The following is a 24,406-nucleotide window of genomic DNA, read 5'->3' as shown; positions in this document are numbered from 1 at the left end:
CCGATGACCCACACAGACGACCTTGAATTTGCTCTACCGATTCCACAAGCCACTTTCCAAATGGCCGATCGCCTCGCTGCCCGCCTGCCAAGTTCCAAAACGGCTCAGGTGCGCCAAAATACGATCGCCGTGTCGGTCGTGGAAAACTATCTGCAACTGATGGGAATTGTGGTCGATCGCGCCGCCAGCGATAGCTCAAATCCCGTCATGCAACTGAGCGCCGACATTGCCGATCTGATGATTCCCAACGCCGGACGGCTTGAATGTCGCCCGCTTCTGCCCAATGCCCAAACCTGCTTCGTGCCGCCGGAAGTTTGGGAAGACCGAATCGGCTACGTGGTCGTGCGGATTGACGAGGCACAGCAGCAAGCGAGTTTGCTTGGCTTTGTCCAAACGGTGGACGCCGAGGAATTCCCGATCGATCAGCTTCAGCCGATCGAAGCTCTGCTCGATCATCTCGATCGCCTCCTGCATCCGATCGCAACCAATCTCACCGTTTTGAGTCAATGGCTGCAAGGCGCGATCGAAACTGGATGGCAATCGATCGAATCGCTGCTGAATCCGCCGCAGTTGGCTTTTCGCGGTCAGCCGTCTTCCACGACGCGGCGCGGCAAATCGATCGCCTTGGGCAATCACGCGATCGCCTTGACGATCGAACTGACTGAGGTAGTGGACGAAATTGAAATTTTGCTTCGGGTGCATCCGCTCGACGCGCCAACTTTGCCACCGCAGCTACAGCTAACGATTTTGGATGATGAGGGAACGGTGTTTTTGGAAGCGCGATCGCGACAGGCAGACGATTTTCTACAGTTGCGTTTCAGCGGCAGCGCAGGCGAACGCTTCAATGTGCAACTGGCGATCGCGCAGTCCAGCGTCACCGAGGAATTCATCATTTAGGAGGCGACCTTGTGAATCAAGACTGCTTGAATCAATGCGTCGTCTTGAAATTCAGCGGCAGCTTTGAGTCGGGCTTCACCGTCACGATGCAGATTGGCGAAGACGGCAGCTTGCCTGCGATCGAAATCACGGCCAGCTTGCCCGCAAATGCCGATTTGCCGCAGGCGTATCAGAATTGGCGATCGAGCTATCGGCAGTTCGGCTCGTTTCGGCTGAACGCGCCCAAAGCGCAGAAGATGAATATTTCCCTGGTGGCCGATTGTCGATCGACCGCGCAAACCTTGAGCGATCGCCTGAATGCGTGGCTGAGTCATGAATCCTTCCGCCCAATTCGCGAAAAATGGCTGGAGCAGCTTCAGCCCACTGACCCGCTGCGAATTCTGCTGCAAACCGAAGATCCGATTCTGCAACGCTTACCTTGGCATGAGTGGGACGTGATCGATCGCTACCGCAACGCCGAACTCGCCCTCAGCCTGCCCAACTACGAACGACGAGGGCGATCGCCTTCGTCCCCTGGCATCAAAATTCTGGCAATCCTGGGCAGCAGTGACGGGATTAACATCGAAGCCGATCGCCAGCTTTTAGCACAACTGCCGGATGCAGAAGTTTGTTTTTTGGTCGAGCCTGCGCGAGCAGAATTGAGCGATCGCCTGTGGTCGCAAGCCTGGGACATTTTGTTTTTCGCCGGACATAGTTTCAGTACAGAAGATAGCGCCGAGGGCAAGCTGGCGATCAACCCGCTGGAAAGCTTGTCGATCGCGGAGTTGCGCTACGGGTTGCGAAAAGCGATCGATCGCGGATTGCAGCTTGCGATCTTCAATTCCTGCGACGGCCTCGGACTCGCTCGCAATCTCGCCGATCTCCAGATTCCCCAGATGATCGTGATGCGCGAACCCGTGCCCGATCGCGTCGCGCAAACGTTTCTCAAGTCGTTTCTGACGGCTTTTTCCCAAGGAATGCCGCTCTATGCTGCTGTGCGCGAGGCGCGAGAACACCTGCAAGGACTGGAAAGCCAATTTCCCTGTGCAACCTGGCTGCCGATGCTTTGTCAGCATCCAGCGATCGTGCCTCCCACTTGGCACAGCTTACGCGGTCAATCCGTTCGTCCTGCTCGACGCCCGATCGCTGCCGTTTTGCTGATTAGCCTCGCCGTCGCCGCCGTGACCAGTGCCGTGCGCTATGCCGGAATGCTTCAGCCGATCGAGCTTTGGGCGTTCGATCGAATGCTGCGATCGCGTCCGGCTGAACCGATCGATTCGCGCCTGCTGATCGTCGGCATCACCGAAGCCGAAATTCAAGCGCAGCAGGGTGGGTCGCTTTCCGATGCGACGCTCGATCGAGTGCTGACGCGGTTGGAACCAGCCAAACCGCGAGCGATCGGCCTAGATTTGTACCGCGATTTTCCGGTTGAGCCGAATCAGCCGCGCCTAGCCGATACCGTTCCGGGAGCGCTGCGCGATCGCCTCCAGAACACACCCAATCTGATTGCCGTCTGCAAAGCCAGCGATCCCGAAAACGACATTACCGGAGTTGCGCCGCCGCCAGAAGTGCCGATCGATCGCGTCGGCTTCAGCGATTTTTGGGAAGATGCCGACGGCGTTCTCAGGCGACAGGTTTTATTCATGACGCCCGATCCCGCTTCGCCCTGCGCCACGCCTTACGCCTTTAGTACGCAACTCGCCTTTCGCTATCTTCACGCCGAAGGCATCACACCCCGCTTCACGCCGGAGGGCAATCTCCAGCTTGGCGATCGGGTGCTGCCGCGCCTCGCCGCTCATGCCGGAGGCTATCAGGGCATCAACGCGCAGGGCAACCAAATTCTGATCAACTATCGCCCCAAAGCGGCTCAGGTGACGCTGACACAAGTGCTGAACGGTCAGGTGCAGCCCAGCGCGATTCGCGATCGCATCGTCCTGATCGGCGTGGTCTCTGAAAATTCTGCGGACATCTGGGCAACGCCCTACGGCACACATCCCACGCAGCGAATGCCCGGAGTGACGGTGCAGGCGCAAATGATTAGCCAAATTTTGAGCGCGGCGATCGATCGTCGTCCTCTGATTTGGGTGTGGCACTGGACAGGCGATGTGTTGTGGATTGGCGTTTGGGCAGTCGTGGGCGGACTGATCGCGATCGCGAGCTTGCGGAACGGTATCGGCTGGCGCGGCAAATCGGGACTGATCGCGATCGGGCTGGGGGCGATCGGGCTGGGCATCATTTGCTTTGCCGTCTTTTGCCTCCAGGCCGGATGGTTGCCGTTTGTGCCCGGACTGGTCGCGATCGGAGTTGCAAACGGTGTAGTCACCTGCTACTTGAACGCTCCCTCTCGACAGCCACAATAAAAACTTGACAGCTACCATGAAAACTTGACAGCCACTATGAAAATTCACCTGGCTCGATCGATTGCCCCCGTCCTGACTGCCGCCGTTTTGCTGGCCGGATCGCCCGCGATCGCCTCCGTGCAGTTCATTCCGCCGCCGCCGCCCGATCAGGGCTATCCGCCCGGAAGCCTCCGAGGTGGCGCGAGTCGTGGCGATTGTCCTCCCACTGCAACGCCCTTGACTGCGCTGGCTCCTGCCGAATCGGTGTGGGGGTTGACGACTCGCGATCGCCCGACGTTCTGGTTCTATGTGCCCTACAGCCTGACTGACGATCGCCCTGCAACCTTCGTCCTGCTCGATAGCGATCGCAACTATGTTTATCAAACGTCGAGCATTCGATCGACTCAGGCAGGCATCATCAAAATTACGCTGCCGCCCGACCTGCCGCCGCTCGCAGTTGGCCGCTATCAGTGGACGCTGATGATTCAGTGCGAAGTGGATAATCCGGTCTTCACGCAGGGCAGCATCGATCGCATTGCTCTTCCTGCCGACCTGCGCGATCGACTGGCACAATCTTCTCCTGCCGAACAAGGCGCGCTCTTTGCCGATGCAGGCATCTGGTACGACGCTCTGACCACGTTGGCAGAACTGCACAGCGCCAATCCCACCGATCGAACGACGACCTCCAACTGGCACAGCTTTTTGCAGTCGGTCGGACTCTCCGACCTTGCCGATCAGCCCTTGATTGACTAGGGCGAGGTTCCTGCTAGCGCTTCTGAAGACACACCCTAGCGGCAGGCGATCGTCATGGGGGCAGGCGCGATCGGAGCGGCAGCAACCAGCATCACCTCGCCGTTTGCGCTCGTCACCCAGCTTTGTGCTTCCACGATCGACGGGGCAGCAGGAGCGGCGATTGCCACCGTTTCCCCTGCTTCGGACGTTGCCCACTGGCTGAGGATGGCCGCACTGCTGCGCGAATCGATCGGGCTGGGCGGCAGTCCGCCGCGACCTGTGACGACAAACTCGCTTGACTGGCGAGCCGTTGCGCCACTGCCGCAGCCTTGAGCAATTTGCGAGGAAGCATCAATCAAATTGGCGGGCAGTTCTACCAAGCCCCGACTCGGATCGTCGGTGGGACTGGTGATCACGATCGCGCCGCTGTTGCCAAACTCAGAACTGGCCGTGATGTCGCTAGCGGTTGTGGGTCGGTCTTGCGGGACGATGCCCAAGATGCCTTGGGCGGCGATTCTCACATTGCCACCGTTTCCGGTATAGGCGTTCGCCGTAATGTCGTTGTCCTCCGGCAGCGTCGAGAGAATAAAGTCCGTGTTGATGCGGATGTCGCCGCCGTTGCCGCCTCTATTTTCAACTCCCGCAGTCGTGGAAATGCTGCTGTTGCCTCGCAGGACAATTTGTTGCGCCTGCAAGCGCAGATCGCCGCCTTGCCCGGACGCGGTTTCAGCCAAGAGTCTGCCTTGATTTTGAAGCTGAATCGTTTCGGCCTGAACCAACAAATTGCCTGCTGCAATGTTGCGATCGCGATTGAGGCTGCTCACCGCAATCGCGCCACCGTCTTCAACGCGCAAATCCGGCGTATTGATGCGAATCGTGCCGCCGCGTCCAGTGGCATCCGGGACACCGATCGTGATTTCTTCAATCAAAAGGCCGCCGGATGCCCCAAACAGCAGCGTTGGCAGTCCCGTAGAGCCGCGCCCTGTCACCTCCACAAAGTCAGCAGCCCGAATCGTCAGGTTGCCCGCGTCGATGCTGCTTTCCGTGTTCACCTGCAAAACCGCGCCTGCTTGCAGACTGAGGCGATCGGTCTCAATCACGATCGCGCCACTGCTGCCTGTTGCACCCGGATTAGAATCGACAAACAAACCGCTGGGAAACGGCAATCTGTCCGCATCGACGAGCGGTGTCCCGTTGGTTCGCAAAGCAATTCCATTCAGTTCGATCGCCTCTGCCGCAACGCGAATTGTTCCGGCATTTCCCTCGCTCGACGTATCTGCGCCAATTTGCGCGCCTTCCACCAACCTTAAGGTTTGAGTGGCGATCGACAAATTGCCGCCATCACCGCTATCTGCTTGTGCCTGGGTAAACAGGCCAGTCGGGGTGTTTAGCTGATTGCCAACGACGCTGCCGCGACCCGATAGCTCGATCGCATTTGCCTGAATTGTCAGGTCGCCGCCATTGCCCGCTCCGTTGGCAAGGGCTGAAATTTGTCCGCCACTGGCGAGAATCAAGCGATCGCTGCGGACGCGGATGTCGCCGCCATCGCCCGCGCCGACCGTATCCGTATTCAACAGCGAAAAGTTGTCGATCGTAAAGCGATCGGCTTGGATTTGCACGGGTTGGCCGTTGCGATCGCCCAGCGTCGTCGCATAAACGTTAGACGCATTGGTGAGCAGAATTTCGCTGCCCCGAATGCGGATGCCGCCGCCCGCCGCCCCATCCGCAATCAGATTGGATTCATTCGTCAAAATGATTTCCTCACCGCTGAGCCGCAGATTGCTGTTAATCCCATTTCCGATCAGCAGCGCTTCCGAAAGGTGAAGCGTTTGAAATTGCGGGGTGTCATAGCGAAAATTCCAATTCCTCGCCGCTGTGTCGAAGCTGACCGAGCCGCCACTGCCAACGCTGCCCAGTTCAATTTGATTCGATCGCAAAAATCCGCCGCGCACCGTAACATCGCCGCCAATCAGCGCCAGCGTTTGATTTGTTTCCAAGCCGCTTGTAACCGGATCATCGATCGACTCGATTTCCAAATTTGCGCCTGCACGACTGAGGATTTCCGCAGGCGATCGCCCAAACTGCAAACCGATCGGCGCACTGATCGTCAGCAAGGGCGAGGGCGACTCAACAGCGCGAAACGAACTGCCATCGGCAAACGTGATGCGATCGGCAGTGGTTGCCACAAACGAACCCGCCACATTCAGCGCGGCATCGGCTCCGAAGACAATTCCGTTGGGATTGAGCAAAAATAAATTGGCCGTGCCGTTTGTGCGAATTGTGCCGTCAATTTGCGATCGAGCTGTGCCCGTGACGCGACCAAAAATGTTGCGAATCTCGCTGCCGTTTTGGAAGTGAGCCACGTCGCCCTGCGGAACCGAAAATCGCTCGAAGCTGTGAAACAAGTTGCTTTCCGCTGTTGTGCCGCCTGTGATGTTGAGCGTGTTGCCATCACGGGTAACGACCGAGGCATTGGGAAGCGATCGATCGGGTGCGATCTGCGCCTGAGCCGGAATCGCGCCGCTGAAACTGATCAAGCAAAGCAACATTCGATCGAGATTAGCACGACGTTTCATAGCGATCGGGCTGAAACAAAATCAGCTTTGGTGATTTGATTTTTGCGGACGTTGAGCAGCACGGCCAGTCGCTCATTTCCAAAGCTGATCAGCGTGTTGCGGCCTGTTTGGGTGATGTCAAGCTGATTGAACTTTAGACCAGTCGCCAGTCCAATTCGGTCTTGACGGTCTTGAAAATCGCGAACGGTATCTTTGCCGCCTTTTTTCTCCAGCACAAACCAATCGCGACTTGCACCCCCAGTCAGGCGATCGCTGCCTTTGCCGCCCCACAAGCGATCGCTGCCTTCTCCACCATTGAGGACATCGTTGCCCTTCAAGCCCAAAAGCCGCTCATCGTCACTGGTTCCAATCAGGGTGTCTTTGCGATTGGTTCCGGTTGTGCGGGTTGGGGAAGCGGTGAGATTGGCATCATCAAAGGCCAGAATGTGAGTGCTGTTCAGGTTCAATCCGGCAGCTAAGGTAGCGATTTGCACCTGAGCCGTTGCGCCCGTGCCATCTGCATCGAAAAACAGTGCGCCCGTGCTGCTGTCATAGATGATGCGATCGCTGCTTGTGGCTGCTGCCGTGCCCACGCGAAACTGGCTGGCGGCGATCGCTACATTCGCCGTGAATCCCGCTGCTCTAAAGGAGGTATTGGGAACGTTGGCGACAAATTCGTTGCTTTCAGTTTCAACTTCGACATTCTTGTTGCCGACGTAGAAGCCGATTTTGTCTTCAGCTAAGTTGAAGTCGGTGATCCGATCGCTTCCTCCCGCTGTGGTGTAGAAGTTGAAGCGATCGGTTCCCGTGCCGCCCGTGAGCGTGTCGCTGCCCGTGCCGCCCGTGAGCGTGTCGCTGCCTTGTCCACCTTCGATCGCATCGTCGCCCGCTTCGCCAAACAAATTGTCGTGGCCTTGTTCGCCCTGCAAGCGATCGTTTCCTGTGCCGCCATTGAGCGCATCGGCATCGTCGCCACCGTTGAGGCTGTCATTGCCTTCTTGCCCGTTCAGCAGATCTGCACCCGCCAATCCTGAAAGCGCATCGTCGTTTTCGTCTCCGATGAGGCGATCGCCGTTTGCCGTGCCGACCAGCGATTGACTGGCTGGCGCAACGTAGTTATCCGGAGTTGGCTCAAAGGGCACAGAAGGTTCATCGGGACGAGAAGCTAGAATTTGCAGATCTCTCGTCACTACAAAATCGGTGAAGGGCTGAAAATTGATGAGTTGCTCAAAGCCAGAACTGCCGCTGTAGGATAGTACGCCCGTTGTGCTGTTGTAGAAGAACTGACTGGAATCGCCAACGGCAATATCTAACTCATCAGCATAGACGCGCAGGCGATCGCCTTCAAAATATCGAAAGTCGGTAATTGTATCGATTCCATCAGAAAAGAAGGGATTTGAAGAGTCAAAGGGAATAAAAACATCTGCACCTGTTCCCCCGGTTAATTGATCTTCTTCCCAACCTGCTTCTAATACATCATCGCCATCACCGCCATTGAGGACATCGTTTTCGTTGTCGCCGTTGAGGATATCGTTACCACTGCCGCCGTTCAGTGTGTCGTTGCCTTCTCCACCTTGAAGCTGGTCGTTACCACTGCCGCCGTTGAGAGTGTCGTTACCACTATTGAAGCCGCTGCCACCATTGAGCGAATCATTACCATTACCGCCTTCTAAGGTGTCATCACCACTGCCACCATTAAGCGTGTCATCGCCATCGCCGCCGTTGATGAAATCATTGCCGTCTCTCAAGAAAACGCGATCGTTTCCGCCTTTTGCATCAATCACATTGTTGACGGATGGAACGTTGAAGCTGGAATACGAAGAAGATTCGTACTCATCAGTAATGGTGTTGTCTAGCTCGTTGCCAACGCCAACGATCGCATTTTCACCTGATAGATTCAGGTCTTCTAAATTTGCACCGAGCGTATAGCTAACCGAAGATGAAACTTTGTCTTGACCTTCATTTGCAAGTTCAACAATGCGATCGTCCAGGCTATCAACGACATAGCGATCGTTGCCAGAATCACCAGATAACGTATCGCTTCCGGCTTCGCCATTTAGCGTGTCGTTGCCCGTGCCGCCATCGAGAATATCGTCTTCAGTGCCGCCATAGAGTGCATCATCGCCAGAGCCACCATAGAGGCGATCGCTGCCCACGTCGCCGTTGAGCGTGTCTCCTTCCCCTTCACCATACAGTTCGTCACTGCCCTCACCGCCGACCAAGACATCGAAGCCGGAACCACCGAATACCAAATCATTTCCGGCTCCACCTACCAGCGCATCAAATCCTTCCAGCCCCATCAAAATATCGTTGCCGCCGCCTGCCGCGATCGCGCCGCTGCCTTCGGTATCAAACAGTTGTTCTGCTGCATCGCCGCCAAGCGACACCGGAGGACTGTTGGAATCTGCAATCAAAATCGTTGCTGTTTTAATTGAGCCACCCGGCTTTAATCTCACCTGCACCGTTGTTCGATCTAAAAATTCAGAACTATCAGCAGCTTCTTGGAAAATATAAACATCTTGTTCAAAGCCAAGATTCGAGCCAGGGTCAATTTCCCAATTCAAAACATCATAGAAAAAGCCATCATCATCGTCATTTCTGCCTTCTCCCGGACTGCCATAGTTCCAGATTTCCAGTGGCAGAAATGGAGTGCCATCCGGCAGCGTTGGCAGTGAAGCTGTATCCGCCGAAACTTCTCCTTGGGGTGATTGTCCGTCGTCTGTATTCCAAGGAGCAGGAAGATCGTAGTCAAATCGGCCATCCAGTCGATTGGCTGTACCTTTATTGGGCTTACTTTTGATTTTTGCCATGAGCTTTATTCTTATTTGTTTGTAAAGTTGCCTAAAGCGATCGCTGCATCGCCAAACACAGCAACCTAGATGGAAATACGGCGATCGTAAGCTGAATTCCCGATAGACTTTAGAGATTAAAGTTCTTCTTCAGAATTGTGTTGCGAAGCATGTCGATCGTGTTCCTAAAGCCAATTTCCCAGCAGCACATACGGTGCCCAAAAGCGCGGAGCGGCATAGCGGGGATTGGCAATCAGGGTTTGCTGAGCGCGGCGTAAAGCTTCGGCTTTTGAAGCGGGATTTTGCGCGAGTTCCTTGTAAAATTCGCTCATCAAAACTGCGCCCGAATCGTCGTCCAAACTCCACAGAGAGGCGATCGTACTTCTCGCCCCGGCTCGCACTGCGACACCTGCCAGTCCCAGTGCGGCGCGTCTATCCCCGACAGCAGTTCGGCAGGCACTCAAGACCAGCAGTTCGATCGGGTCGCGGTCGAGACTGCGCGTTTCGAGGATTTGGCTCAGTTCATTGACGCGAATGGGAGAATCCCAAGCGAGGATAAAAGTTTCCTCAGCGTTCGAGCTGAACTGGCCGTGCGTGGCAATGTGAACGATCGCCACCGGATCACGGCGCAGACGATCGCGCAGATTCGCTTTGGTGAAGCTTTCGTTGAACAAAACGCTGCTGGAAACGTCGGCCTGAATGCGATCGACTTCGGTTTGCACAAAGCTCAGCGGCGGAAAATTTTCGCGAGCTTCGCTGAGTCCGGCGACGAGTGCCCGCAACTGCTGAGCGTTCAGCGGGCGGGGATCAAGCAGTTGCAGTCCGGGGGCGAGGGCGATGCTGTAGCGCTCGATCAGGTAGTGCTGACCGTCATAGAGCGCGGCCATTGGGAGATTTCGCAATGTGCCGTCGAGGACAAAGACCAACGTTTCGATCGATGCTTGCGCCAGCGCAGATTCGGCAGGCGCAATCAGCCAGCGATAAAGTTGCTGCGCCAAATCTTGGGCGGGACGGGCGGCAAACGGACGCTTCAGTTCGGCCAAAAGCGCATCGGCAGCAGCTTCCAGTTCGATTTGCGAAACCTCAGCGGTGTAGTGAATCAAATTTTGCTGCGGCAGTTTGAGAATCACTTCAAGCCGATCGCCCAGTCCGATCGTGTAGAAAATAGCGCTGGGGCGATCGGCTTGGTCAACGACGCGATCGAGTTGGAAAGCCGTATCAAGGCAGGCTTCGCGGAAAAAGTTATCGAGTTCAGCTATCTGCAAGCCTTCGATCACGCTGCGAGCCTGTTGCAGTTCTGTCGCATCTGATCCCGGTTGCAGCAGCAGATCGACCAGTTGACGATAGACAGGTTCAACGCCTTCGCGAAACGAAAACTGCACATCGCGATTCATGGCAACCAAATCTTGCCGCAGAATTTGCAGCGAGTTGACGGCTTCGGTGTAGGCCGCGATCGCCCCGGATCGATCGCCTTGTGCCTTCAGCAACCGTCCGATTTGCCACTGCCAGCGATACGCAATATCAGCCGCATTTTCGGATTGGGCAAGGATCAAGGCTTGCTGCGTGAGCGATCGCGCTTCGGCAGGCTGTTGCGGCTCATACAGTTCGCCCAGCGTTCCCAAGGCAAACGATTGGGCGCGGCGGTCTTGAAGCTGAATTGCTTGCTGCTGCGCGGTTTGCAGCAGTTGAGCGATTTGCGTGGAACTGTGGTTGAGCTTAATCAAATTTTGTGCCAGTCCAATGCGATCGAACAGGCTGTCATGACCGATCGGCAACTGCTCAACTTGGGCAACCAGCTCAGCCGCCAGTGTTTCAGCAGTCGATCGCCGTTCCGTTTCAATCAGCAAGCTGAGTCCGTTCAGTTGAGCCTGAAAGCGAATTTCCGGCAGATTGGTGGAGCGGGCGGCCTGCTGGTAGCGATCGATCGCGGTTTGCGTTTCCTGCATAAACTGCTGTGCAGCTTCGGCCTGACGACGATTCGCGGACGGGTCGGACTGGGCAAGCAGGGCGACCGCTTCAGACGGCAGCAGATTCCGAAACCCAAGATGAGCGATCGCTTCTGCCCTAATTAAATTTCCCAGACTCAACTGCAAATCTGTCGTCGCATCGCCCAGCGGCTCCAAATTCATTCGCGCCTGCTGCAAGTTGCCTGTGACAATTAGCGCATCGCCCAACCGATGCTGCACGCTTGCTAGCCACTGTGAGTCGGGCGGAAGCGTTTGCCGCAAGTCGGTCAGCAGCGCGATCGATCGGCGAATCAATCCTAATTCTTGAAGCGCTTGCGCCTGATTGATTTGAGTGCGAATCCTGCCCGATCGATCGCCACCTTGTTCATACAAACGGGCAGCGCGTTCCCAAGTGCCGAGTGCCTGCTGTGCCTGTCCCTGCGCGAGTTGCAGTTGCGCCTGGATATCAAGAATTTGCGCCAGTGCCAATGCGGGCGATTCCGGTTGCAGCAAATCGAGGCTGCGATCGATCGCGGCATTGGCTTCTGTCCAGTTGCCTGTTTGTCGATAGACCAGCGCCAAATTGCCCAGCGCGATCGCCTGCCGCAGCCAGTCTCCTTGCGATTGATATTGTTGAATCGCCTGCTCAAGCAAATCGATCGCGGCTGGATATTGTCCGGCTTCGTAGTGCGATCGACTTTGCTGCTCTAGGGTTGGCCGCTCTAAGATTGGCGGTTCGGTTGCCGCTCCGGGCGCAACGAAAGACGGCACAAAACACAATGCAATCGTCAGCCAAAACAGCACTATCCACCGCATCCAGCTTCGTTTGCTTCTCATGGATCGATCGCCGCTTCGATTCGGGTTTCTACTGCCTCTGGTGTAGCAGAAGATGCTGGCCGATTCGGACTTTTGTAACGTTCTGCAAGATGGACGATCGCGCCACTTGTCCTGATAGCTATCAGGAATAGGGTAGAATCGCGGGTTTACCCCACCCTCATTAAATTGTGGATAGGCAAACCCAACGGCACTCTTTCGAGATGAGAAAATTGCTTGACATCCCCAAACAAATCCGCTAACGTTTCTTCCTAATGCCGCTTTCCGGTGGCAGGTGTCTCGATCGCTTAGACCCAAGGTCTAGCCACGCGACCCGAAGCTGGTAGCAACAGACTTCGAGCCGCTGACCCACCAAACTGATACTGGCAGTTGATAGGCTAACTGGGATCATACCCTCCTAGCCGTCTCGATTGCTGCGTCTTGCGTCGGGGCGGCTAGACTTTTGGGTTTTCCTACCCATCAAAACAAGGAAAACTCATGAACACTTCTGATTATTCAGCCTCAGAGCGGAACGATTCTGTGACGCCGCAAATTCGCTCAACTGCGAAAATCCCAGGCGACAATCGCACCCCGATCAAGCACATCTTGATTGGGACGCCTCAGATCGTTGAATTCACGACGCGCCGTTTAGAGCAGGCAGGTTACGCACAGGCAATCGAATGGGCACAACCGCTCGACCTCAACGAACCGCTGAACCTTGTGCCTGATCCCGGCGATGTGATTAGTTTGCTGGTGCGCTATATGCGTTTCGAGTAGTTTGTTTGAGGGACGATCGCCTGCAAGCAATCGATCGTCCCTCAGTTACTTGATGCACTACCGCTAGCTGTTTTAAGGGAAGCCTGAGAAACTAGAAAGCGATCGATCGCGTAAATTCCATCATACAGAAGATGAAAAACGATACATTAGCACTTTATAATCGCGACGATCGAATGTAAGTTCTGACAGGGTCGTATGGTCGTGAATTTGGCAAGCCGATTATATGCAGAGCGTCGTCGTCAATTTGTGGGACGAATTGAAGAGTTAAACTTATTTCGATCGATTCTCAAAGCGACCGAAATGCCAGTCGCGCTTCTGCATATTTTTGGACCGGGTGGCGTGGGAAAAACAACGCTTCTCAAAGAATTTATTGATATTTGCAATCAGCTACAGATTAGGTCAACCTATCTCGATAGCCGATCGATCGAACCAACTTCAGATTCATTTCTTGCAGCGCTGGGTCGAGTATTAGATACGACTGAAAATCCAGTCGCCTATCTAAATCAGTTCGATCGACAAGTTATTTTTATTGATACTTATGAAACGCTATTCGCGCTCGATCGATGGCTTCACGAAACCTTTCTACCGCAGTTGTCGGCAAATACACTGGTGGTTTTAGCAAGTCGTCAACCTCCAGCAATCGGATGGCGAATTGATCCAGGCTGGCAAGCATTAATTCGATCGCTGCCGCTGCGTAATTTGAATTCCGAAGAGAGTCGAACCTATCTGAGCAGGCGATCGATTCCCTTCACTCAGCATCAGGCTGTTCTTGATTTCACCTACGGGCATCCTTTAGCGTTATCGCTAATTGCAGATGTGTTTGCTCAAAAGCAAGACCTGTTCTTTCAACCTGAAGCTGCACCCGATGTGGTGAAAACGCTGCTCGAAAGATTTGTAGAAGAAGTGCCTAGTCCTGCTCATCGTATGGCTTTAGAAGCTTGCGCTCTGGTGCGACTGACGACTGAAACTTTGCTAGCAAAAATGCTCGATTTGCCCGATGTACATTCGCTGTTTGAATGGCTGCGAGGACTATCGTTTATTGAGCTAGGGTCAGCCGGAATCTTTCCACATGATTTGGTGCGCGAAGTTCTCATTGCCGATGTCCGCTGGCGCAATCCTGACTGGTATATCGAACTGCATTCTCGCGCCCGTCGCTATTACACGACTCGACTCGGCCAAACTCAAGGTCATGAACAGCATCGCGTCTTGTTCGATTACATTTTTTTGCATCGAGATAATCCTGCGGTGCGACCGCGATTTACCTGGCAGGAAACCAGCAGTTTGAAGATCGATCGACTACAAGAGCGCGATCGATCTCACCTATTAGAAATGGTGACAAAACATGAAGGTGAAACTTCAGCCAATCTCGCCGCTCATTGGATGACAAAGCAGCCTGAAGGGGTGCTGATTTGCCGAGATGCTCAACATCAACCTGTTGGGTTTATTTTGACAATCGCCCTGCATCAAGCCAGCGCGGAAGATTTGCAGGTTGATCCTGCCACTGCTGCCGCTTGGCGCTATTTGACGAATCACGCGCCGCTGCGATCGGGGGAAGGCGCGACTTTCTTTCGCTTTTGGATGGCGCACGACAGCTATCAGGCCGTATCGCCGATTCAAAGTTTAATTTTCATTACGTTTGTTCAATATCACCGCAACACAGCGGGACTGGCCTACACCTTTTTTGCTTGCGCCGAGCCGGAAGAGTGGGCGGCAATGTTTGCCTACGCCGATTTGACTCGCCTGCCTGAAGCGGATTTTATCGTCGGCAGTCAGCGCTATGGCGTGTACGGACATGATTGGCGCGTCACGCCGCCGGATGTGTGGCAAGAACTGCTGGCGCAGCGCGAGATCGCCGCTTCTCAGGCTGCTTTGCCTGCTCAGGTGACGGAGCCGCTCGTCGTCCTGAGCCAGTCTGACTTTGCGATCGCCGTCAAAACCGCTTTAGGCCAGCTTGCTCAGCCGGATATGCTGGCTCAAAGTCCGCTGTTGCGATCGCGCCTCGTTGTTGAGCAGTCTGTAAAAGCGGATAAATCTGAGCGGGTCGTGGCTTTACAGAACTTGCTGCGATCGGCGATCGAGTCGTTGCAGTCGTCACCCCGCGAGGCAAAACTCTATCGGGCACTTGATCACAGCTATTTGCAGCCTGCGCCGACCCAGGAAAAAGCGGCGGAACGGCTCGATTTGCCCTTCAGCACGTTTCGTCGCCATCTTAAAGCCGGAATTACGCGAGTGACTGAAATTTTGTGGTTTCAGGAAACGGGTCGGTTGGAATAAAAAAGTGAGCAGAAAGTGAGCAGTTTTTGGTCTGGAAAACGGGAATTGGCTGAACCATGATTCAGACAAGTTTCAAGGCCGTTTTGATCACCCCAAGAATTGGCAGTTGAGCGAACCCCGCGCATCGTTGCTGTGGCGATCGCTTTTGCCCAAATTTTTGCGGTTTCACACGCTTCAAAATCCATCTTAGTCACGAATCATGACAACATCACGACGCAAACTGCTCAAATGGGGGCTGTGTGGTTTGGGCGCAGCCGCCTTAACAACCGTGCCCACCGCCCTACTTGCCCAATCGCCAGAACGAGCCAGAGCCTTAACCTTCAATGCGGACGATGTAGGCATTCTCAATTTTGCCCTGCTGCTGGAAGAGCTTGAATCTGCCTTTTATGCTGCCGCTGCTCGATCGAGCGCAATCCGCAACCCCAGAGAGCGCGAGTATCTGCAAGTTCTCGGCAACCACGAAGCGACGCACGTAACGTTTTTGCGGAATGTGCTGGGCAACAACGTCACTTTCCGTACTCAAGATCTCAGATTTAATCGGGCGGGCTTGGCAAGGCTGCTAAGAAGTCGAGACAGCATTCTCGCGGCGGCGGTTGCGCTTGAAGATACGGGTGTTCACGCCTACAACGGCGCGGGGCCAAGCCTGACCAATCCGACCTACATTTTGGCGGCGGGTTCGATCGTTTCGGTCGAAGCGCGTCATGCGGCAGGCGTTCGCGCATTGCTGCGGCGATCGGTCACTGAAACCATGAACGATCAGGCAATTAGCTCCGCAAACTTGAATCCGGATCTCAATCCGTTTCGGGGACGCGCCTACGACGAACTCTACACGCCCAAACAAATTATCCAGATCGTCGGTTCGCTCAACCTGATTAACAACCCGATCAATGGCGCTTTGGTCGCTTAAGCAGAAGGAATTTAACCATGAGAAATTTTGAAGTTCAGCACCCGATCGATCGCTTCTGGCTGATCCCGCAGGTTCGTCGCTGGCTCGCAGGTGCGGTTCTGTCGCTGCTGCTGTTTGTCACCACGCTGTTCGTTGCCCCTCCAGCCCAGGCGCAAGCGGTTCTGTCGCCTCGGCAGGTGGTTGAGTATGCGCTGACGTTGGAGAAGCTGGAAGCTGATTTTTATCAACGGGCAGTGCAGGCGACACGGCGCGGCGGCTTGAGAAACGCGCCTCAGATTGCCAAAAATGCCATCGCCGCTTATGGCGATGATGAAGCGCAGCACGTCGTCGATCTGTCAGCAGTGTTGCGATCGATCGGTGGCAATCCCGATGCGGTCACGATTCCGGCTAACCCGAACTACAACGCCATTTTGGGGCGCAATCCGTTTGCCAACATCCGAGATTTTCTGCTAGCGCTTCAGTATGTCGAAGATTTAGGGGTCGCCGCTTACAAAGGACAGGTGCAAAACTTGCAGGCAGCAAATGCGGATGTGATTTTGGCGGGAGCGCTCGAAATCCATACGGTTGAAGCGCGTCATGCGGCGGGCGTGCGTTATCTGCGGCAGGTGTTGCAAAATGCCGATGTTCGGCCTTGGATTCGTCGCCCCAACGAAGTGATCTATAACGAGAATCGATCGCGTTCTCCGATCGATTTTGGCAATCAAGCCTTTGACGGGTTCGCGACTGCGGATGAAGTGCTGGCACTGGTCGGTCCAGTTTTGGGATTAGCGCCAACCCAGCGAACCAATACGGGCGGTGCTTCGTCCTCGCCTGCCGCCCCAAACCCAACCAGCGTCACGCAAGACGACTGCCCGCCTGGAACAACACCAGAAGTGTTGTCCGCAGGATTTATTTGTAGACCTCAGTAAGTTCGTGGGCGATCGCAGCAAAGCCAGTAACCAGGGTTAGAAGCAGACACTTCTAACCCTTTTTGCTACTTCTGTCGGGCGATCGACAAACTTCCCGGTTTTCCGAGGTCGCCCTGAATGGTGATGCCGCGATCGTTGGCGCTGAGGTGACGCACAATTTTGTAGATCGATTCGATGCGATCGGATGCGCCAATCTTTGAGGCGAGTTCTTCTAGCGACATGGCCGAACCAGATTCCTGCAAAGCTTTGACGATCTGCATTTGCAGTTCCAGAATCGAGGCGGCGGCTTTTTTGCCTGCTTCGACTCCGGGCTGGTGGTAGGCGTTGATGTTGACGAGTGTGCCATAGAAGCCGACCGCGCGTTCGTACAGAGCGATCAATGCGCCGACATAGCGTTCATCGACATGGGGAATCGTGACGGTAATCGAGTCGCGTCCGTTTTCGTAGAGCGCTTGACGTGTGCCTTGCAGGAAGCCGGAAAGGTAATCGCCAGATGTGATGCCGGGTTCCAGATCGATCGATTCTCCCTGCCGATCTTCCAGCACCTCGATCAGCGTGGCGAAAAAGTTGGGAACGCCATCGCGCAACTGCTGCACATAGGCGTGCTGGTCGGTCGAGCCTTTGTTGCCGTAAACCGCGATGCCCTGATGAACCACGTTGCCGTCCAGGTCTTTTTCCTTGCCCAGCGATTCCATCACAAGCTGCTGAAGATAGCGCGAAAACAGCAGCAGGCTGTCTTTGTAGGGCAAGACGACCATATCTTTTTCGCCCTTGCCGTTACCGCTGAAGTACCAAGATAGGGCGAGCAGGGCGGCGGGATTATTTTTGATTTCAGGAACGCGAGTGGCGGCATCCATTTCTTTGGCTCCGGCCAGCATTGCGTCGATGTCGATGCCTTGCAGGGCAGCAGGGAGCAAACCGACAGCAGAGAGTTCCGAGGTGCGTCCGCCGATCCAGTCGAACATCGGGAAGCGATCGAGCCACCCTTCGGATTTCGCCGTTTTATCCAGATTGCTGTCTGCACTGGTGACGGCGACCGCATGACGAGCAAAATCCAAGCCGCGCTGTTGATAGGCGTGTTTCACTTCCAACATGCCGTTGCGCGGTTCGGGTGTGCCGCCGGATTTGGAGATGTTGATGACTAGAGTGGTGGACAAGCGATCGCCCAGTTTTGCCAAGATGCGATCGATTCCTGCCGGATCGGTGTTGTCGATGAAGTGAATTTGCATCGGCGCATCGATCGGGGCGAGGGCTTCTGCAACAAATTCGGGGCCAAGGGCAGAGCCGCCAATGCCGATCGAAATGATGTCCGTAAATTTGCCGCCTTGCGGAGGCGCGATCGCGCCGCTGTGAATTTTGCTGGCAAAGTCGCGAATTTTTTGGTTTGTTTCAACGACATCGCGCTTCAAATCGTCGCTGGGAGCCAGGTCAGGATCGCGGAGCCAGTAGTGGCCGACCATGCGGCCTTCGTCAGGATTGGCGATCGCGCCTTGCTCAAGCTCTTTCATCGCCGCGAACGCTTTCTCAAAGGCGGGCTGCATCTTTTGCACGAAAGCGTCATCAAAGCGCATTCGGCTGACATCCAGGTAGAACCCCAATCCTGCGTGGTAGTAAAGCCAGTCCTGGTAGCGTTGCCAAAGTGCGGTGGCATCCATAGAGTTTCCTTGTGCGCTAAATCTGTTCACAGTGTAGCCAGCGGTTTCCCACAACGCGATAACTGCGGGATGATTTTGGGATTGTGGTGATTGCTGCTAGAAGCGATCGCCTGTCGATAAGATGACTTCGCTGCCTTCTTCGCTAAAGCCCAACTCCAAGCGCACCAGACCGATTGGTGTGGTCGCCCGCAGGCCGATTCCGTAGCCGAGTCCTGATCCCGGCTGGTCGCGAGCGATCGCAGGAATGCCGATTACGTCGTCTGCCGTGCCCAAATCGGTCGCATAGCCGACGAACAAAGCACCGCCCAGATTGATCGGTCGATCGAAGGCGCGGAAGTTGGCGATCGGAAAGCGATATTCGGTTGCGATTTCAAAAAAGCTGCTGCCTGCACCTAAGCCATTGCCCCCATAGCCGCGCACCGAACCCGCTTCGATGTTGAACGCTTCATACGGCGGCACATCGCCCAAGATCGTTCCGGCGCGGCTGCTGAGAACAAGGGTGCGATCGCCTTCAGCGAAGCCAAACAGCGGGACGGGAAAATATTGGAGGTAGCTGCCGGACAAGCGGGTAAAGGCAATGTTCGCATCTCCGATCGGAATTGCCTGATCTGCGCCGAATCGCAGCCGATAGCCAGAAGTGGGATTGAGCGGATTGTTGCGGCGATCGTACTGAGCTGAAAAATTCAGCGTCAGCAAATCATCTTGCCCGGAATTGCTGACGGTGAGCGCGTTCCCCTGTTCATCGACGGGTTCAATGTCGCCGGAGAAAATGCCGTCCCGCACGGAAATCCGCTGATAGGACAAGCCCAAAGCCGCCGATAAGTCCGGCTCGATCGCGCGTGTCACCTGCACACCGCCGCCCAAGCGATGCACGATCGGGTCGTTGCCTCCGGGCAAATCGACTTCGCGATCGCCTCCGGTGAAGACGCTTTGTTGCGATCGCTGGTTGAAGAAGTTGACGGCGTATCCGGTGCGCTGGCGATCGCTGCCAATCCAAGGATCGCGAAAGATAATTTCGCCATCAAGAACGCTTTCGCCGCCGCGCAAATTGAGCGCCAAAGTTTGATCATTGCCGCCGACATTGCGAAACTGAACGCTTCCCGAAACCGCAAATCCCGTCGCTTCATCGCCCCCGACCCGCCGCTGAAATGGTCCTTGCAGCGCAGAAGGTTGGGGTGCTGCCGTGCGAAAGCTGACGGAAACCGGATTGGCTTCTTCCACTGTAACGACGAGAACCGCCTGCGTGGGATCGATCGATGGCTGCAAGCTCAAGCTGGCGTTGCGAATCGCATCGAGGGCGATCAGGCGATCGAGTCCGGCCTGTGCCGCTTCTGGGGTGTAAACCGTTCCGGGCTGCAACTCAAATTCGCGCGTGATGATGAACGGACGAGTTAGCCCTTCAACAGGTTCTCCGTCTGAATCGACATAGCGCACTTGAATGTCTGAAATGCGCTCATTATTTCCCGCAGGCACAGCAGTTTGACTCCAAACCGGAACGCTCCAGCCCAACACAAACAGTCCAGCGATTCCCAAAAGTGACACAGGTGCAGCAGACATGCGGAATTTCTCCACGCAATGAATTTGCGCTTCACCGTAGCACAGGAAGGGGCGATCGGTGTTGGGTGTGGAATGGAGGGTCGGGCAATCGACTGTCGGGGAGTCACTCGATCACTAGGGCGTGTTTTCAGAAGCGCTAGCAGGAGTCGATCCCCCTGTCCCCTTGGTAAGGGGGACTTTGAGGGGTGGTTCGGCTCCCTCCTTGGCAAGGAGGGTTGGGGAGGATCACAGCCTGTTGATACACACCTAGCGAATCTGCGTGTAGCGATGGTTGTCAATTTGCTGGAACTGTCCGCCAAAGATGAACTGCTGCGGCATCTCCTGATTGAAGAAATCGTGCGGGAAGCCGAGTTCGATCGCACTGACGCGATCGAGCTGATCAAGCTGCTCAGCGGATAGCTTCACATTCACACAGTCGAGGTTGTCTTTCACCTGAGCGGCTTTTCTGGCTCCGACGATCGGGATCGTGTTTTGATGCAGCAGCCAAGCGAGAGCAACCTGAGCCGAGCTACAGCCGATCGCCTGTGCGACTTCATCAACGGCGTGGGCAATTTGGTGATTGCGATCCGTTTGCTGCACAAACGCCGACATCCCTTCGTTATCCAGCCGTTTCGATTCGTCACTGCCGCTATTTTTGGTGTATTTTCCGGTCAGCCAGCCGTTTGCCAGCGGCGACCATGCGGTGACACCGATATCGAGCGATCGCGCCATTGGCAGCAGTTCGCGCTCGACCGTGCGCTGAATCAGACTGTATTCGATTTGCAGCCCGACAAACGGCGTCCAGCCGCGCAAATCGGCGATCGTATTGCACTGCGCCACGACCCAAGCGGGCGCGTCTGAAATGCCGATGTAGAGAATCTTGCCTTGCCGGACGAGATCGTCAAACGATCGCATCACTTCTTCGGGTGGCGTGGTGAAATCCCAAGAATGCACCCACAGGACATCGATGTAGTCCGTCTTGAGCCGCTTTAAGCTCGCTTCAACCGACTGGATCATCCGCTTGCGGTGGTTGCCTGCACCGTTGGGATCGCCAGTGGGCATTCCGTTCGAGTATTTGGTGGCAACAACGATCGCTTCTCGTTCACTGGCGATCAGTTCGCCGACGTATTTTTCACTGGTGCCGTTGGTGTAGATGTTGGCCGTATCGAGGAAGTTGCCGCCTTGCGATCGAAATGTTTCGTAGATGTTTTTGCACTCGTCAAACGATGCACCCCAGCCCCAATCTTCACCAAAGGTCATCGTGCCCAGACACAGTTCCGAGACGCGCAGGCCGCTTTTTCCCAATAGTTTGTATCGCATTTTTTCTTCCTCAATCCATTGCTTTCAGTTTAGAAATGTCGCTGGCGCTTGGAGACTCAATTCTTGCGCGATTCTGTCGAGATCTTGCTGTAGTGGATGCAATTGACGACAGCAAAAAACCGGAAGCATCCGCTGCACTTCCGGTTTCGTTGGAACGTGGAGTTTGCGCGATCGCCTACGAAACGCTGTCACCCACTGTTTCTAGATTGAACAGGAGTTGGAGGGCTTCCATTGCCTGCTGTCGCGATTCGAGGTCGCGCTGCATCTTCAGTTGCTCCATTGGATGATGAAGAATTTTGTTGATGATGCCGATCGTGAGCGCTTCGACGATCGCCTGATGCTTCTCGGTGAAATCGGTTCCCAGTCGCGACAGGGCTTTTTCGAGTTCTTGCGATCGAATCGATTCCATTTTGTTGCGGAGGCTGACGATCGTTGAGGTTGTTTCTTGCGATCGCCACCAAATATCAAAGTCATCCACGCATTTATCCAGCAGCGCTTCCGCTTCCAAGGCCATTTGCCTGCGGCTTTCCTGGTTTTGCGCCACGACTGCTTTGAGATCATCCACGTTAAACGCCTGCACCTGCGGCAGTTCGTTTACGTCACTATCCACGTTGCGCGGCACAGAAATGTCGAACAACATCAAATGCTGGCTGGGATCAAGCGTCGATTCGAGCTTGGCGCGATCGAGCAGCGGTTCGGTTGCTGCCGTGCTGGTGAACACAATGTCTGAGTGGGCAATCACGCTGATCATATCGTTCAGCGTGTGTAGTTCAAGATTGGCATTGGGGAATTGGGCGGCGAGTTCTTTTGCGCCTTCGATCGATCGATTCACGATCGCGATTCGGGTTGCGCCTTTCGAGAGCAAATGCTGAACCAGCAGTTTTGCCATTTTGCCTGCGCCGATGATCGCAACGCGACAGGCCGCAAGGTTTTGGGCTTTCACCTGAGCGAGTTCCACAGCGGCAGAACTGATCGAGACGGCTCCCGTCCCGATGCTGGTTTCGCTGCGGACGCGCTTTCCCGCTGCGAGGGCTTCGGTGAACAGCTTGTTGAGAATGCGTCCGATGCCGTTGTGCTGCCGTCCGATTTTGTGCGTGTGCTTCACCTGCGCGAGAATTTGGCCTTCGCCCAAAACCAAGCTGTCGAGTCCGGCAGAAACGCGCATCAGATGCATCACCGCGTCTTGATGCAGCAGCAGGAACAGATAGCGGCGCAGTTGATGCAGCGGCAGTTTGCTGTGATCCGATAGAAACTGGCCGACTTCGCGCATTCCGCTGTCGGTGTCCGTCGTGACGATGTAGATCTCCAGGCGGTTGCACGTGCTGAGAATTGTGGCTTCCTGGATGTGCGGATAGCTGCAAAGCTGGGCGATCGCACCTTCAACCTGCGGCGTCGGAATGCTCAGCTTCTCGCGGACTTCAACCGGGGCGGTCTTGTGGCTAAGACCCACAACGGCGATATTCATCTCGTTCTCTCCCAAAGGTCGGCAAATTTTTGGTGAAGAAAAATTTGCCGTCAAATAGTGTTTGTGGTGCAGTTCAAGAAAAAGTCTATCAATTTCACGCTCGTCAAAGGAGCGGCGATCGCGGAGTTGTTGCTGTGATTATTCTAACTTTTTGTAAAAAAAGGCAGAGGGCAGAGGGCAGGAGGCAGAAGGGAAAGGCAGTGAACAGAGGCAGCGGGAAGAGGCCAGAAGCAGAAGCAGAAGGCTCAACCCCTCATTCCCTCTCTAACCCCTAACCCCTAACCCCTAACCCCTAACCCCTAACCCCTAACCCCTCACTTCCCTTCTGCCCTCTGCCTCCTGCCTCCTGCCTTCCCTTCCCTACCGCAACTGCACGTATTTGGGATTGTCGCTCATCAGGTGAATCGTATCGACAAAGCGAGCCGTCTTCGACTGATTCGAGATGACCAGGCTTTGGGTTCTCATGCCGCCACCAAAGAAGCGAACGCCTTCCATCAACGTGCCAGACGTGATGCCGCAGGCGGCGAACAGGACGGTTTGACCCGAAGCGAGTTCATTCGCGTCGTACACGCGATCGGGGTCGGTGATCCCCATTGAGGTCAGCCGTTCGAGGTTGCCTTCTTTGGTCATGTTTGCCCACTCGTCGGTCTTCGCGACAGCGGGATCATAAACCAGTTGTCCCTGGAAGTGGCCGCCCATGCAGCGCATCGCCGCAGCAGAAATCACGCCTTCGGGAGCCGCGCCGATGCCCATCAAGGCGTGAATGTTGGTTCCGGCAAAGGCGCAGGAGATCGCTGCCGACACGTCCCCGTCGCTGATCAGGCGCACTCTGGCTCCGGCTTCGCGAATTTCTTGGATCAATTCCTTGTGGCGCTTGCGATCCATAACGACGATCACGAGTTCGTCAATGGCGCGATCGAGGCATTCGGCCAGAATTTTCAGGTTTTCGGTCGGGGTTTTGCGAATATCAACTTTTCCCTTGGCAGCAGGCGGCGCGGCCAGCTTATTCATGTAAAAATCGGGTGCGGCAAACAGTCCGCCCTTCTCAGAAATGGCAAGCACGGCCATCGATCCGGGTTGACCGTAGGCGCAAAGATTCGTGCCTTCGCAAGGGTCAACGGCGATGTCAATCTCGATCAGTTCGTCCGGGTTGCAGAAGTTTTTGGCGTCGGGCTGGGTACAGATGCCAACTTCTTCTCCGATGTAGAGCATCGGGGCATCGTCGCGTTCGCCTTCACCAATCACGATCCGACCGCGCATGTAAATTTTGTTCATGCGTTCGCGCATCGCTTCGACGGCCACTTCGTCGGCGGTGTTTTTGTCACCTTTGCCCATCCAGCGGGCAGATGCGATCGCCGCTTGTTCGACAACTTCAATAATTTCCAGACCGAGTGTACTCTCCACCTTATCCCTCCAACTGCTGATGTGCTGAGGCGTTACCGATCGCAACCTCAACTCAAAAGTTTATCAGCATCCGGGGATCGGCTTGAAGGAATTCGGACGTTAGAGCCGCA

Annotated in this window: 15 protein-coding genes; 7 read left to right on the top strand and 8 right to left on the bottom strand. The window is 55.2% G+C overall.

Annotated elements, in window-relative coordinates; translation table 11 throughout:
- Window positions 1-3 precede the first annotated feature (3 nt).
- The 3 genes from H6F67_RS01660 to H6F67_RS01650 are packed head-to-tail and all read left to right on the top strand — an operon-like array spanning window position 4 to window position 3,968.
- Complete coding sequence (locus tag H6F67_RS01660; protein WP_190762667.1) at window positions 4-897, top strand: DUF1822 family protein; 894 nt, start codon at window positions 4-6, stop codon at window positions 895-897.
- A gap of 11 nt (window positions 898-908) precedes the next feature.
- Window positions 909-3,236: a CHASE2 domain-containing protein gene (locus H6F67_RS01655; RefSeq protein WP_199304190.1), complete on the top strand. Its 2,328-nt coding sequence runs from the start codon at window positions 909-911 to the stop codon at window positions 3,234-3,236.
- A gap of 36 nt (window positions 3,237-3,272) precedes the next feature.
- Complete coding sequence (locus H6F67_RS01650; protein ID WP_190762665.1) at window positions 3,273-3,968, top strand: DUF928 domain-containing protein; 696 nt, start codon at window positions 3,273-3,275, stop codon at window positions 3,966-3,968.
- Window positions 3,969-4,003: 35 nt separating this feature from the next.
- Here H6F67_RS01650 and H6F67_RS01645 read toward each other — a convergent pair whose 3' ends face one another.
- The 3 genes from H6F67_RS01645 to H6F67_RS01635 all read right to left on the bottom strand — a co-directional run bounded on the left by H6F67_RS01645 (window position 4,004) and on the right by H6F67_RS01635 (window position 12,074).
- A complete protein-coding gene (locus H6F67_RS01645; RefSeq protein ID WP_190762663.1) occupies window positions 4,004-6,523 on the bottom strand; it encodes a filamentous hemagglutinin N-terminal domain-containing protein in 2,520 nt (839 codons plus the stop codon).
- Complete coding sequence (locus H6F67_RS01640; RefSeq protein WP_190762661.1) at window positions 6,520-9,312, bottom strand: calcium-binding protein; 2,793 nt, start codon at window positions 9,310-9,312, stop codon at window positions 6,520-6,522. The genes H6F67_RS01645 and H6F67_RS01640 overlap by 4 nt, the downstream gene beginning before the upstream one ends.
- A 164-nt stretch (window positions 9,313-9,476) precedes the next feature.
- Window positions 9,477-12,074 (bottom strand): CHAT domain-containing protein, encoded by a 2,598-nt coding sequence (locus H6F67_RS01635; RefSeq protein WP_242020443.1) that lies wholly within the window; start codon window positions 12,072-12,074, stop codon window positions 9,477-9,479.
- Window positions 12,075-12,548: 474 nt separating this feature from the next.
- Here H6F67_RS01635 and H6F67_RS01630 point away from each other — a divergent pair, with 474 nt between their 5' ends.
- The 4 genes from H6F67_RS01630 (at window position 12,549) to H6F67_RS01615 (ending at window position 16,916) form a co-directional block, all read left to right on the top strand.
- On the top strand, window positions 12,549-12,827 hold the full coding sequence (locus H6F67_RS01630) for a hypothetical protein (RefSeq protein ID WP_190762659.1): 279 nt from the start codon (window positions 12,549-12,551) through the stop codon (window positions 12,825-12,827).
- 207 nt (window positions 12,828-13,034) lie between these two features.
- Window positions 13,035-15,101 (top strand): hypothetical protein, encoded by a 2,067-nt coding sequence (locus H6F67_RS01625; RefSeq protein ID WP_199304189.1) that lies wholly within the window; start codon window positions 13,035-13,037, stop codon window positions 15,099-15,101.
- 199 nt (window positions 15,102-15,300) lie between these two features.
- A complete protein-coding gene (locus H6F67_RS01620) occupies window positions 15,301-16,008 on the top strand; it encodes a ferritin-like domain-containing protein (protein WP_190762655.1) in 708 nt (235 codons plus the stop codon).
- 17 nt (window positions 16,009-16,025) lie between these two features.
- A complete protein-coding gene (locus H6F67_RS01615) occupies window positions 16,026-16,916 on the top strand; it encodes a ferritin-like domain-containing protein (RefSeq protein WP_190762653.1) in 891 nt (296 codons plus the stop codon).
- Between the two features lie 65 nt (window positions 16,917-16,981).
- Here the strand turns inward: H6F67_RS01615 and H6F67_RS01610 are convergent, their stop codons facing one another.
- From H6F67_RS01610 to glpX, 5 genes are all read right to left on the bottom strand, one after another.
- Complete coding sequence (locus H6F67_RS01610; protein WP_190762651.1) at window positions 16,982-18,571, bottom strand: glucose-6-phosphate isomerase; 1,590 nt, start codon at window positions 18,569-18,571, stop codon at window positions 16,982-16,984.
- 96 nt (window positions 18,572-18,667) lie between these two features.
- On the bottom strand, window positions 18,668-20,128 hold the full coding sequence (locus H6F67_RS01605) for a BamA/TamA family outer membrane protein (RefSeq protein ID WP_190762649.1): 1,461 nt from the start codon (window positions 20,126-20,128) through the stop codon (window positions 18,668-18,670).
- A 246-nt stretch (window positions 20,129-20,374) separates the two neighbouring features.
- The gene (locus tag H6F67_RS01600) at window positions 20,375-21,427 is read right to left on the bottom strand and encodes an aldo/keto reductase (protein WP_190762647.1); all 1,053 of its coding nucleotides are present in this window, start codon (window positions 21,425-21,427) and stop codon (window positions 20,375-20,377) included.
- A 175-nt stretch (window positions 21,428-21,602) separates the two neighbouring features.
- Window positions 21,603-22,892, bottom strand: coding sequence for a glutamyl-tRNA reductase (locus tag H6F67_RS01595; protein ID WP_190762645.1), 1,290 nt, complete (start codon window positions 22,890-22,892; stop codon window positions 21,603-21,605).
- A 360-nt stretch (window positions 22,893-23,252) separates the two neighbouring features.
- A complete protein-coding gene (gene glpX, locus H6F67_RS01590) occupies window positions 23,253-24,296 on the bottom strand; it encodes a class II fructose-bisphosphatase (RefSeq protein ID WP_190762643.1) in 1,044 nt (347 codons plus the stop codon).
- Window positions 24,297-24,406 lie beyond the last annotated feature (110 nt).

The organism is Microcoleus sp. FACHB-1515, assembly GCF_014696105.1.
Taxonomy (GTDB): domain Bacteria; phylum Cyanobacteriota; class Cyanobacteriia; order Elainellales; family Elainellaceae; genus JAAUTJ01.
The sequence above is the reverse complement of the archived record's forward strand: the minus strand, read 5'-3'. Positions and strand labels throughout refer to the sequence as shown.